The 13,542-nt window shown below is 39.4% G+C and carries 10 protein-coding genes; 5 read left to right on the top strand and 5 right to left on the bottom strand.

All coding sequences use genetic code 11. From position 1 onward, the window contains the following. Window positions 1–696 precede the first annotated feature (696 nt). Window positions 697–1,962: a type II toxin-antitoxin system HipA family toxin gene (locus FTU38_RS14630; protein ID WP_000934717.1), complete on the bottom strand. Its 1,266-nt coding sequence runs from the start codon at window positions 1,960–1,962 to the stop codon at window positions 697–699. Further along, complete coding sequence (locus FTU38_RS14625; RefSeq protein WP_000366814.1) at window positions 1,962–2,267, bottom strand: helix-turn-helix domain-containing protein; 306 nt, start codon at window positions 2,265–2,267, stop codon at window positions 1,962–1,964. The genes FTU38_RS14630 and FTU38_RS14625 overlap by 1 nt, the downstream gene beginning before the upstream one ends. Before the next feature lie 546 nt (window positions 2,268–2,813). On the opposite strand from FTU38_RS14625, the gene cml reads away from it, so the two are divergent. Both cml and FTU38_RS14615 read left to right on the top strand, forming a co-directional pair. After that, window positions 2,814–4,079 carry a CmlA/FloR family chloramphenicol efflux MFS transporter gene (cml, locus tag FTU38_RS14620; protein ID WP_020753574.1) on the top strand — a complete coding sequence of 422 codons (1,266 nt, stop codon included), beginning with the start codon at window positions 2,814–2,816 and terminating at the stop codon, window positions 4,077–4,079. Beyond that, window positions 4,072–5,277, top strand: a complete 1,206-nt coding sequence (locus FTU38_RS14615; protein WP_020753573.1) for an ISL3 family transposase — start codon at window positions 4,072–4,074, stop codon at window positions 5,275–5,277. The genes cml and FTU38_RS14615 overlap by 8 nt, the downstream gene beginning before the upstream one ends. Window positions 5,278–5,852: 575 nt before the next feature. On the opposite strand, the gene FTU38_RS14610 is transcribed toward FTU38_RS14615, so the two are convergent. From FTU38_RS14610 to FTU38_RS14600, 3 genes are all read right to left on the bottom strand, one after another. Beyond that, window positions 5,853–6,110: a hypothetical protein gene (locus tag FTU38_RS14610; RefSeq protein ID WP_004726728.1), complete on the bottom strand. Its 258-nt coding sequence runs from the start codon at window positions 6,108–6,110 to the stop codon at window positions 5,853–5,855. A 349-nt stretch (window positions 6,111–6,459) separates the two neighbouring features. Then, the gene (locus FTU38_RS14605) at window positions 6,460–7,056 is read right to left on the bottom strand and encodes a putative adenosine monophosphate-protein transferase Fic (protein ID WP_179990952.1); all 597 of its coding nucleotides are present in this window, start codon (window positions 7,054–7,056) and stop codon (window positions 6,460–6,462) included. 12 nt (window positions 7,057–7,068) lie between these two features. Then, entirely contained in the window at window positions 7,069–7,236 is a 168-nt protein-coding gene (locus FTU38_RS14600; protein ID WP_000946583.1) for a YhfG family protein, read from the bottom strand. A gap of 317 nt (window positions 7,237–7,553) precedes the next feature. Between FTU38_RS14600 and FTU38_RS14595 the strand changes: the two genes are divergently transcribed. Genes FTU38_RS14595 through FTU38_RS14585 form a run of 3 tightly spaced genes read left to right on the top strand, consistent with a single transcriptional unit; the run spans window position 7,554 to window position 13,534 of the window. Further along, window positions 7,554–8,003 carry a hypothetical protein gene (locus FTU38_RS14595; RefSeq protein ID WP_127800793.1) on the top strand — a complete coding sequence of 150 codons (450 nt, stop codon included), beginning with the start codon at window positions 7,554–7,556 and terminating at the stop codon, window positions 8,001–8,003. After that, window positions 7,990–10,329, top strand: coding sequence for a hypothetical protein (locus FTU38_RS14590; RefSeq protein ID WP_127800787.1), 2,340 nt, complete (start codon window positions 7,990–7,992; stop codon window positions 10,327–10,329). Before FTU38_RS14595 ends, FTU38_RS14590 begins: the two co-directional genes overlap by 14 nt. 4 nt (window positions 10,330–10,333) lie before the next feature. Next, complete coding sequence (locus FTU38_RS14585) at window positions 10,334–13,534, top strand: site-specific integrase (RefSeq protein WP_127800785.1); 3,201 nt, start codon at window positions 10,334–10,336, stop codon at window positions 13,532–13,534. Window positions 13,535–13,542 lie beyond the last annotated feature (8 nt).

Below are 13,542 nucleotides of genomic sequence, written 5' to 3'. Positions count from 1 at the left end.
AAAAAGAGATCCGATTGCATTTGAACAAGCAACACAGCAGATTGAAAAATTACGAGAGCAAGCGGCACGTGGTGAAATTATATTAGGTTATGTTGATGAAACAGGGTTTTCATCTACACCTGATAACACTAAATATAAAAAAAATGGAAGAATAATTTACTAAGTTATTGTTTTTAAGTTGATCCTTGTTTTATATGGGGGTGATAATAACTTCTGATTACTAGTTTTTACCTTAAATATACCGATTGAAAGATTCATTTAAAGGCTATGAATACATGAGTTTTACAGTTTGGCTAGGTCAGCATGAGTACTTTTCACAAGATTTAAGATCGACCATGAACGTGATTAAGTTATAGGGGATTGATGAAATAGTTTTTATGAATTTCTGGCTTTCTGGGCTGATTTTATCAAATTCATGTCTATGCAAAATTGCGACATATTTCTCGTGCTGGTAGTTATCCAGAGTTTGGTCTGCATCTATCCATAGTGCAGACCTTTTTTTGGTGACAGTTTTTTCTTAGTGATTTTCGATCTGGATGTAGTGATTTCACGTTTGCAGAATATATCTTGGCGGTGATCCATCTAATATTCGTGATTATAAAGAGAGCTAATTCACAGGTTCTACAGATTATGTAGCGACTAACTATATCAAAGTCTATTTGCAGTTGATGGTTGGCGCTTAGTTTATATTTACGCTTAGGTTTCAGTTAAAAAATCAATATTCTGTTGAATCCGTGATTGAATCATCTGTAGGGTAGATTCTCGAATTTGATGGGGATACAGGCGCTGCGCAATTTGACTAAATTGAAGTGCAATTTCACGCATGGTCAAGATGATCTCATCGACTTCTAGAGTAGTCAGATTAGCTTCTGAAGTACCGAGTTTATGTATGTCATTTCGGGAAATATTGAGCGCTTCTCCCATAATGTCCATTTGATGATAACCACCTGGACCCTCGCAGAAGGTCACATCATAGGCTGGAGCCAATTTCCATTGACCATTTTTCTCCATGAGAAATGAAAAGTTCTTAGTATGGTCATCCCGATTATTGAAAAGCACATTAAACACAGCACGTTTAAAAGCATGCAATCTTTCTCGTACATCTTGCGTACACATCAAGGTTGCCCGGAGAAAATTGCGATAGTCTAGGCTACCTGGAACTTTATAGTCTGCTCCTGTATATGCAGCCAAACTCTGCATTGGAATCCGCATACCATTTTGACGATCGAATCGTTTAGAAGCAAAAGCCGTTAAACCATTGGGCAAATTAAAGAAATGGGTATCTGGAGTCTCAATTGCACAAAGTCGCAAACATTCTGCATAGACGGCTTCAATGGCGCAGACTTCAGGATGCTCTTGCTGAGCAGGAAACTTAATCAGCCAGGCTTCATGTTGATCAGAATCTTGAGTCGAAAACTCTAAATTGACAGGATCTCGGTAAACCAACGCTTTTGGTCTGGCACCTTGAGGGGAGCCACCCATGACCAATAAATGCTGTAGAAATTCACCACCTTCACCTTTGAGTACTTCTTGAACTTCCTGGGCCAGTTGTTGTAAAGGGATATTTTCTGAGGTTTGCATGTCAGCAACACAAGGTTCAAAGGAGAGGGCACCCATTGCGTGACTACTAATATAGGTCAGACGCTCCAAAGGTCCAATTCGTGCTGAATTTAAGCCAATTTTTTTGAAATATCGATCCATCAACATCATGCCCCAACCATCTGGTAAAGCGTCATAGACTGGACCTGGGAGTCCCATTTGATGAGTAGGAAAACCTTGTCTGAATGGTAGACCTTTTAAAGGCAGCAAGTAAGAAGAGAGCTCAACACCTTGCTGTATTGCTTCTGGACTATATTCAAAAGCAATGGTGGGTCTACCTGTCGTGGCTGTTGAACTAATCAGCGTTCCCCATAACCATGATTCGCCCCAACCGTTGTAATAAACATTAAGTCTATTGAGCATTATCCCTTCCTCTTAATACGGTGGCGCTTACTTTGACTCTCATAGCGAAGAATGTCATTCACACTGTTAAGCTGAGGTTTAAATAGTTCCTGAAGTTCGTTTAATCGACCCAAGACCATTGCAATACGGACTAAATTTTCAACAGATACATTTCGTCCCGCTTCAAGATTCGAAACTGTATTCACGCCGACACCAGCGCGTGCTGCTACCTCAGCTTGAGACATCTCCAGAAAGAGTCGTTGCTTACGTAAACGCTCACCTAAAAGAGTCACAACTTCTTCTGGTTTAGTGAAATATAAATCCATTAAATTGGGTCTTAAGAATGAATAATTTAATTAAATCACAAAATAATGGAATTAATCTATAGCTATAGTGTGGCTAAGGAGGGCTTTGTTGCACAGCACATCAGAAGGGTAGGTATAGTCCTTGGGTATCGGTTACAGAAAATCATCAGGATGTACTTTGACTGATTGTTGATACGGAGATTTCAGTATTTTCATTTTTCCTAATAGGTCACATTACTTAGAAAGGGTTCTTCGAAAATTAGTTCATACTTTAAAAATCCTATAAATATTGAGGATATTTTCTTAATGCTTTCAATATAGCATGCGGCTATATGTAACTCGAACGGGCTTAATCTGCCTTTCAGTATAAATTTTTTGGTTCTTTGCACTTTAGCGTGAAGATTGTTACGATATGGACTCATCCATGAGATAACCCGCACATGAGCGCTACCAAGAAAGCAGACAAGTAAGCCGCAGCAACCTTCGTTTTCGGTTGTTGCGGCGTTCTCAAGAACCTAGTTGCTCTGCAAGAGCGCCGCCAAATTCTTAACTTAAGGAGATGGCTTCGTGCGCTCAAAAGATTTTTCTTGGCGGTATTCTCTTCCCGCCACGCTATTGCTGTTATCACCATTCGATTTGCTGGCGTCACTGGGCATGGATATGTACCTGCCCGTGGTGCCTTTCATGGCGGATGCACTTGGGTCCGGTGCAGGGACGATCCAGCTGACGTTGACGGCATACCTGGTTTTGCTTGGAGCCGGACAGCTTCTCTTCGGCCCACTGTCGGATCGGCTGGGTCGCCGCCCCGTTTTACTTGGTGGCGGGATTGCCTATATTGCGGCTTCATTCGGCCTCACCGTAGTTTCATCGCCAGAACTTTTTCTGAGCTTCCGCGTTCTTCAGGCCTGCGGCGCTTCGGCATGTCTCGTTTCCACTTTCGCGACGGTACGCGACATCTATTCGGGCCGTGAGGAAAGCAACGTCATCTATGGCTTGCTCGGCTCTATGCTTGCGATGGTTCCTGCGATAGGCCCACTGCTAGGAGCGCTGGTCGACGCGTGGCTCGGATGGCGCGCAATCTTCGGCTTGCTAGGGATGGCAATGATAGGCGCTGTTATCGCAGCCTGGCGACTCTGGCCAGAGACTCGGCGGCACCGGACGGCAGACCTACAGTGGTCGCAGCTATTGACTCCTGTGAAACACCTGAACTTCTGGCTGTACACGCTCTGTTACAGCGCGGGGATGGGCAGCTTTTTCGTCTTTTTCTCGACCGCCCCCTGGCTAATGATGGGGAGGCAAGGGTTATCGCAACTTAGCTTCAGCTTGCTATTTGCTACAGTGGCCATCGCTATGATGGCTACAGCGCGAATCATGGGACGACTGATTCCCCGGTGGGGAAGCCTGAAGACCTTACGAGTGGGAATGGGGTGTCTGATGGCGGGAGCGCTGTTGCTCGCTGTTGGCGAGACATTGGCACCGGTCTCGGTGCTTGGCTTCATCGCCCCGATGTGGCTCGTGGGTGTTGGTATCGCCACTGCGGTATCGGTGGCACCCAATGCCGCTCTTCGAGGTTTCGATCATATCGCTGGGACCGCTACAGCAGTCTACTTCTGTTTGGGTGGACTACTGTTAGGGATTATCGGGACACTCATTATTACGCTTTTATCGACTGGTACCACCTGGCCGATCATCGCTTATTGCCTCATCCTCGCAACAGCAGTGCTTTGTCTGTCCTGCATCAATCCCAACAGACGCCATCTCAGCCAAGAAGAACATGATGCCTTGGCGCTACAAGGCACCGATAGCGCGCAATCGGTCCATGATCATGACTAGCGCTGATGTTTGGAGCCTGTTCTGGAAGGGCTTTTCGCCAGCGTCTCATGGGCTTCTAGATGAACAGACTTTGCTGATCCGTCTTACACACGACGAGGAGCATACGCCAATTTGTAGCCGATGCGATTGCCCTTGTTTCCTGGTACATGACATCAATTGGCGCCGAGTTCGCGAGTCACCAATTATGCAGTATCGCGTCGAGTTGGATGTACCTGTGCGGCGGCTGCGTTGTCCACAATGCGGTCCAACCAGAGAGCGGATCGATTGGCTACCACCGCGCTCCCGTATTACGCAATCATTGCGCAACTGGATTGAGAAATTAGTACAGATGCTGCCCGTCAGTCATGTTGCCAATCTTTTGGGCTTGCATTGGCATACAGTCAAGACTATTGACATGGAGCGGCTCAAACGTGATTTGCACGAGCCAGATCGAAGTCGATTGCGCCGCCTGATGATGGACGAATTCGCCTTGCACAAGGGTCATCGCTACGCCACGGTGGTCGCCTGTGCCGACACCCAGCAAGTGGTGTGGATTGGCGAGGGCCGCTCGCGTGAGGCGATCCGGCCGTTCTTCGAGTGGTTAGGCGATGCCCGGAACCAGATCGAGGCAGTGGCCATGGACATGAACTCAGCCTTCGATCTTGAAGTGAAGGCCCAGTGCCCCAACGCGGTGGTGGTCTACGACCTGTTCCATGTGGTGGCTAAGTATGGCCGCGAAGTGATGGATAGAGTGCGAGTTGATCAGGCCAATCAACTGCGAGATGACAAGGTCGCCCGCAAGGTGATCAAAAGCAGCCGTTGGATACTGTTACGCAATGCTGACAACCTTGAGCCCGAGCAGGCGGTCAAGCTGGACGAACTCCTGGCCGCCAATGCGTTCTTGACTACGGTGTACGTGCTCAAGGACCAACTTAAGACGCTATGGTTTGCGGAAAGCGAGACGACGGCCAGAAGCGCCTGGCGGGAATGGGCCGGCATGGCCCTCGGTAGCGGAATTGATGCTTTGGTACGATTTGCCAAGAAGCTGGAGCCATATATGGAGGGTATCGTTTCCAGTGCCCTCCACCGGCTGAACACCAGCGTGCTGGAGGGCATGAACAACCGGATCAAAGTCATTAAGCGGATGGCCTATGGATACCGCGACACGGACTACTTCTTCCTCAAGATCCGTGCTGCATTTCCCGGCAAAGTGCGATGAACTAATTTTTTGGGCGTGAGAGGGGAGAGGTGTGAGGGCAAGCAATTTATATCGTGGATACTTCTAAATTACTTATGTAATAGAAGGTGGTAAACATGGATTTAGAGGTAATAACACTAAATATAAAAAAATTGGAAGAATAATTTATTAAATTATTGTTTTTATGTGGTTATTGGTGATGTTATGAATAATAATAACTTTTTTCTTGATGAATTTTACCTAAAAAAATTGATCAGATAATTTTCTTTAAATGTCATGCATACATAAATTTGACAGTTTGAAGGGATCGGTATGTGCATTTTTCACAAGGTTAAAGATCGACCATAAATGTGATAAACGGCAGAGGATCATTGAAAAATGAATGGATTTAAACACTACATGTATGCACGAAAAAAAGTATCGCTGCGGTTCTGCTGACAGGCTGTATTGAGCATTGAATGCAAATGATGTAGTAATTGTCTACAGGCTATAGGACCAGCATGAAGAAGAATGAAATGTAGTTGCCAATTTATAACCTTGGTTGAAAAGCATAGCATTGTTATTCGGAGAAGTGAGGTAAGCCATCCTTCTCTTATTCATTTAAAATGATTCTTACTCAACTGATCTCGACTCATGGGCTGGTTCCAATTAGACGGATAATAACTTCCATCCCCTATCTTTTTCTTACCACATTTCTTGCATTTAATCCCTTCTTTGGAGATTTGATTCAGCATCACTGTTGTCGGTTGAATCAAATCAATGACATAGTTCGTTGGTTCAGGAAAAGCAGAAGAGGCTGCTTTATTGCAAAAGAGAACATTCGGATCAAATGGATTGGATTGCACAAAAGCCATGATACAGCCACAGAGTAATTCACCTGCATGTAATCTGTAACATCCATTCAGGTCATCAGACGAAGATTAATCTGAAATTTAAGCACTAAACACCATAAATCTATGTATGGGCAGACTTTTTTGAGACATATGTTGATAAACATGCGGCAAGTTACATTGCTTAAAAGTCTATCTAAGTTAACGATCTATTCAATTCTGGATAAGTAATCTGAATATTACGATCCTAAATTACCCGAAGAGTATTAAGATTTCTAAGAATCGTGATTGTTGGTTTATTTGGGAAATTAATCAGTGGATTGAAGCAAAGATGATGGCTCATTAAGGATTGTGGGCTTCGACTACTTAAATTTTAGGTATTTTGAATAAAGCATATTTCAAAAATCTTAATTAATGGATTTAAATTACCATAAAAACCTTCAATATTGGCTTGAATCCATTGTTGTTGAGAGTCAATGCGAGACCAATCAATACCATAACCACAATGAGCAATCAGATGCTCAAAGAAAATCCGTTGTGTACGTCCATTACCTTCACGGAATGGGTGTATGACATTAAGCTCACAATACAAGTCGGCAAGTTGAGGAATCAGTTGTTGTGGTGCTAAGCCTTGAAAGTATTTTTTTTCTTGAAGCGGTTTGAGTAGTTTATTGGTTTCAATTTCAATACGGGAAAAATTACAAAAACGGGTGTCACCTTTGGAAATATCGATTTGTCTTAACTTTCCTGCCCAGTCGTATAAGTCGCCAAAGAGCTGCGCATGAATTGATTTTAAGTATTGTAAGTCGTAAGGTGGTTCAGCATATTCAATTAAGTTACTTGCCAATCCAGACAGTTCTAGTTCAGCTTGTTCTAAAATTTGTTCATCACGAATATTGAGTTTGTTCTTTAGGATATTTGTGCCAGGGTAACAATACAGGCTGTCACCCATTTCCCCATATTTATCCATACATGCACCTGACTAAGATTCGGGTTGCGAATACTTCTTATATTTTTGCAAGATTTCAGCTTTACTTTGTTGAGTTGTTTGAGCTGTCGTTGTAATGCCTTCAAGCTTTAGGCTGGCTTGATAGTTTTGCGAACGTGTCGCTTGAATATATTTTCTTTTCTGTTCAGTGGTTCTGAGCATTTCGAAACTCCATTGATGCTACACGTGAAGTAAGTATAGCAGAGAATCTTTTTGATCAATGCTGCATACACAGCATTTCTAAAATGTAATACAACGGTATTGTTTCATGTAATAACAGAAAACTAAAAAAAAGTGGAAGAATTCTTAAAATTTAGACCACCCATGATAAGTAAACCATATGTATTTGTTGATAATTGTAATTTTGAGAAAATTTAGTTGATAAATTAAATGAATTTTAATATACAAAGATATGCTCATTTTTTATATCGATAAAAATGTTAAAATTTGACTATTTAGTAAAAAATATAGAGATATTTATGGGGCAATTTATCATGCCCTTTTGCTTTGAGCGACAAAATGTTCAATTTAAGATAGTAAAAATTAACTCAGAACTACTGAAAATCAAAAAGATTAAACAGAGCCAGAAAGTAGTAGTACAAGCAAAGTTCAAAATAATCTATGTGAAAATTTGGCAAAAAATATTGCTATTAATGCAAACGGAGCCAGGCTTACGTGTGCATTCTAATTATGTTGCAATCTTACAGTTGATACATAATCTTGATGATTTTATCGAAAAATCACAACAACACTTGTGCTTTGAAAGAAAAGCTCAGAAAGAACTGGATGCTAAATTTTTTGCAAGATTTTTTAAGCTAACAAAGAATTCAATAAAGGATCAACTTTTACCAAATCGTTCTGATCACAATGAATTTAAACAATGCAACGTGATAAAAATATTAAGCGAAAATGAATATGCCAAACATTGAAACACAAGAGCAATTCTTAGATTTAGCAGAAAAATATCAACAAGATTATTGTCTATTACGTGATGATATTGTAAATACACAATTTGTCGATCTATCAGATGATTTGTATAAAGATGTCTACGCTCTATACAAATTAGCACAACAAATTTATAGCTATATATCAGGCTCCAGACAGATCGGTAAGTATTCTTTTTTAGCTGCTGTGAGTTTTTTTGCATGTCCAGATTCTAGTAATACACAAGAGCTGTCATCGCAACGTTATTTGATTCTACAAGCGAGTTTTTTAACATATCGGCAGTATCAAGAATTTGCAAAAATTGATAAAGCTGAGAATAAGCAAAAACATGTTTGTGACCTATTACGCTATGTCTCACGATATGTGCTGGATTCTAATCATGCTGAATTATTTCATGAATGTAGTAAGCTGCTAAATTGTTATGTCACGTACGAACGTAATTTGAAAAAAGAGGATCGTAATCAACTTTTTAATATTAAAGATTTCGAACAAGTACAAGTCATAGAGTATTTATCGGCTCTATTAATAATTTTTAAAAGACTAGATGATCGTCGTGTAGTTCATCGTCAGCGTAAGTCAAAAAAAAGCAAAGTTTTGCAATGGCCGACGAAAAATGAACTCAAAAAATTTCGTGAAATTAAAACGGGTAAGCAAGTAGATATTGGACATAACGCAAAGATTAGTATTTATGATGCCGCTCTTCACAAAGATGAAGAGGGTGAAGTTGATCTATTAGATCCTGAAATGGAGTTTTATTCAGAAGATGAAAAGTCTAAAAATTTAAATTATATACTCAGCGATAATGCGACGCATCTAATGCGGCATCGCCAGCGCCGTCATGCTCCTTTTGTTACAAATCCACATTATTTGGCGCCAGATATACTGAAGCAAATTGTTTATGTGTTGAGAACCGAGTTATCCGGGCACTGGAGGGATGCTGCAATCGCTGCAGCATGTTTATTGTCACTTTTGACGGGATTATCACCCGTCGCACTGATGGATTTTAACGAGCTTATTCAAGATGGAATTTTGATCCAGAATGGTTCAAGTAGACGTCGCGAATATTTACTCAAATTAAATCTTAAAATTACAGAGCAGAAGATTAAGAGCTTAAATCATGTGCGGTGGAATGAAGTGATGACACATCAACTACATTTACCTTCTGCTTGGTTTGACTATATAGAACAAGCATCGAATCCACTAATTTCATCAACACACATTAATACGAAACTTAAGAATTGGCTTGATAATCGGTTTGTAGGTTCGATCACTGTAGAAAAACTGCAGGCTCAATTATATTTTCATATATATTATGAAACATATAATGAATATCTTGCTCATGTAATTGCTGGGCGGGATAGTCAGCATCACATGCCTGGTATCTATTATGGCGGGCTACCGAAAACTCAACTCAGTAGCACATATCTAGCCTTTTTAGAAAAAGCACTTACACCACATTCCACACATTTTACTGAAGACACGGCTGAACTAAAAATATTGCAACAACAATTCAAAGTGCAATCTGCATTATCTATAGGAAGGATAGGGAGCCAACTGGCACTTGAACCCAATTTTGTGAAAGAGCAATTCCATATTTTACATAGACATTGTCACGAAAACATCCAAGAAGATAAGCACATTATTAATCAACTTAATGCATATGCGTGTTGGATGTGGCATATCAGTTTGTTGAGTTTGGCAAGTCGGCCTAAAAAAAACCTGTTGGGGAATTTGGATGATTATTGTGTTGAGCTCAAGCTTTTATATGTGAATGATAAAAAAAATAGTAAAGCAAGAAAAGATGGTCGTTTTATCCCTTTATCTGATTTTTTCATAAAAACACTGCAAAATTACACTGCCTTTTTAGAACAAATTATTGAAGCGTACGGTTCATTTTTTAGACAAGTCTTTGCAAAGAAGAAGATAACTGTAAATGATCTTTTTGGTAAGGTCATTTTTAGTAAAGATATCTTGCCGATAACTGTCAAAGAATGGCAGAGCAGGAAAATTAAGTTAATCCCTTTATCGAGAAAATGGGTGAATTCATATATGCAAGGAGTCTTTCCAAAGAATATGTATTCGAATTGGTTACGTCATTTTGACATGAACTTTTTGATGCATGAGCAGCAAGAGGGTAAACCAGCATTAGCTTTTCACTTAATTCAGGCCCTGTATGGTCATGACCAACGTGACCGAGAGGCTTTTCATCCGCATTCTTCACTTATCCCGAATGTCTATGTACAGCAAGCCCGCCAGCAATTGCAAGATAATGTCAAATCTTTATCGATTAAACACTTAGAGCGAAAATAGTTGTATGCAAAAAATCAAAGAACTAATAAAACCACAACTAGATGATCTATTTGTTGATATTCATAAAATGGTGAAAAAGTCGCTAGATAGACAGCCTTCTCCACCTGAAGTATTGACGAAAGAAATGCAGCAAAAACTTGATCAGCAGATCGCTGAAAAATGGCATGACATTAAAGATAGTGTTGATTGTTTGAGTCAAAAGTTGAGCCGAGACGAACAATCAAAACTGATGCAATTTACTGAAGATGAATTTAATAAAAGAAGGAAGCAATTCAACCAGAATGTAGATAAAAAATCATACAGAATTAAGCTAAATCCACATACTAAACGGATCGTACTGCCTAGAAAAATTGAGAGTACAGAGTCACGGTTAGAACAGGGGCATCTACATATCCATGTACTTAAGGAATTAAGGCAGTATTGGCAAGATTCATTTGAATATTGGAATGAACCAAAGTACTTATGGGGAAATTTATGCTTAAGTTTTATATATATTTCAGGCTGTGCAGATGAACAGCATTTGATTGCTATTCAGAAGCAATTGCAGGAGGCCATTGAGCTTGGTACAGATCTGAATTGTTTTCGGTTATACCATTCGGACTACAAAAAAATCACTAATCCATTGTTACTACATTATCGTGTTGAAAACTCTCAATATGGCAACGATGTAGAACAGGGAAAGTTGTACCAATGGAAACATGTTTTTTTTAACCCATATGCGCAGTTCATTTTGCAATATTTAAAAAAGTTGAAAGCTGCTCAGAAAGAATTTTGTCTGCAACATTCAGTTGAAGATTGTATTTTAGAAAGCTTGAGTAAGATAGGCAGGAAAAAAAGTCTTGGGGATCTGCAATATCAAATTAAACGCCGTGGATTTCGTGCATTTAATGATGTGCAAATGGTACTCGAATTTAATCCAAACCTCAGCATAGATATATTTTTGAGTAATGTGCTTCAGCAAGAGATTAATACTGTTGCTTTAAGGCCATCCGAATTTAGATTGCTGTGGAATAATGATTACAATCAAGTCACAGAACCAGATAATCGCCCTATTCATTTTGAACAAGAGCAGTTACTTCCTGAAGTTCCGACTGTTCAAAGCAAATTACAAACGATTCCGTATGAGTTGATGTTGTTTGGTCAAAAGAAACGTAAAGGTCAAAAAGTTGAGCGTTTAGATAAAAAGAGGAATAAAGAAGAACGCACGCTACGTTTTTGGCAAGAAACTAGAAGGGTGTTAGAGGAGAAGATAGTTGATGCTAATACGGAGGAAAAGTCTTTAATTGATGCTCAACTACGCTTAATTCACTGGTTAATGCATTTAAAAAAACGAGGGCTTCAATTATCAACTATTGAAAGCTACTTAGGATCGTTTGGCAAAGAATTTATATTTGAGATTTGGCTCAATAAATTAGATTTAAAGCAACAATCCATAGATGACTATGAGGATTTATATCGGCAGCTATTGAAATACAGCAGTGAACGTGATGAAAAAGCAGTTCAACGAGATTCGGTGAAAGGAAAAACCTCTCGTAAGATGCACCAAAGCGCAGAATACCGTTTTGGTCGCCTAAAAGATTTTCATCAATTCTGTATAGAGAATTATGATGCTCCAGGGGTATTGGTGTTACAGAATTCAAGTTTTAAGCATTTACAAATTTGCAATGCACGGCTAGTGAGTCCTTTGCTATTTGGCAAATTATTGGAAAAACTAGAAAATTTAAGTCAAGAGCCAACGGCATCAGAGTGGGTCGATCATCTGAGTTGTTTAAAGCTGATGTATTTACTAAGTTATAGAACTGGACTTCGATTAAATGAAGTTCGTTGTCTTAAAATACAAGATATTATTTGCCCAGAGCTACTTTATAAAGAAAAAGAAAATACAGTTTTTAATAATATCACGCTTCATATCCAAGACAATTCATATCGCCGTCTGAAAACGCGAAGTGCGAATCGTCAAATACCATTGAAAATTGCATTGTCAGAACATGAGTTTTTAGTAGTACAACGTTACATACAACATCGTTATGAGCAATATTTGGTTAATCAGCAGGATGATCTACTTTTTAGTGTGAATCATCGTGTATTAACTGATCAATGTATCAGCAAAATTACAGTAGATTTGTTTAGTCAAATATTAGGTATGCATCATGGCTTTAGTTTTCATACATTACGCCACAGTGCTGCTAACTATCTAGCAATAACTTTGCTCGGTTCAAAAGAAATGATCAAGACCTACACAGATTGTCCTTGGGTAAAAGCAAAAAAGATGAGGGATTTATTGTTTGGTATGAAAGCACGTGCTCAAGAAGAGATTATTCAACATAAATGGCAGGTGCTCGCCTCTTGGATGGGGCATAGCAGTATTGAGCAAACGGCTTCAAATTACCTTCATGTTTTGGATTTATTAGCAGTCGATCGAATTTATAATTCGCCGTGTATCATTTCAAAAAAAGTATTAGAACAGTGTTTTAGTCCAGTGAAGTCAAGTACAGACTACATAAACCTAAATCGTTATACTCAGCAGCAGAAATGGTTTAATTCTTATCAGCAAACACAGCCAGTTACGATGGCTGGCCGACAAGAAAAGAAGTTTAGTATAGAGAAGAGTACTCTGACACCTTTTCAACGTTTGATAAGTTTTAGAGAAGGTCGATTAAGCGAAGATACCCAAGCTCAAGAATGGATGCAACGATGTCAATGGATGAGCACTAAATGGATGGATCGCCAAAAATTTAATTTAAAAACGAATTATGTTTATAGTAAGAATTTAGAAGAGAGTTGGTTTGATGAACTTTACGAAAAGGCTAAAAAACTGACTCGTCCAGATGAAATAATTCCTCTCCTTGATTTTCATTATAAAGATGATAGGCAGCAAGATGCACTGAAAGAAAAGAACATGGTTAAGGCGCTTAAAATATTATTATTATTTGGAAAACTGCGTAAGAATTTTCTACATTTTCAATGCCGAATGAAAGGTGATGAGCAACAAATTGTTAATTTTATTACTGGTATAGAGCCAATGTTAGGAGATCATCTGTATTTAGAAAAACAAAACTACCCAGTTAATTTGGATGCTCCTGAGCGAACCGTTAAATTTAGTTTTCAAAGAGTTGTCGGCTCTAACAAAAAAAATGTTACTCCGCTGGTTATATTTAATTTAATGTTAAAAATGATGCAAAAAGATGAACTCTGGATCAAATAGCCTAAGCA

This window comes from Acinetobacter sp. YH12098, assembly GCF_013419235.1.
Lineage (GTDB): Bacteria > Pseudomonadota > Gammaproteobacteria > Pseudomonadales > Moraxellaceae > Acinetobacter > Acinetobacter amyesii.
The sequence above is the reverse complement of the archived record's forward strand: the minus strand, read 5'-3'. Positions and strand labels throughout refer to the sequence as shown.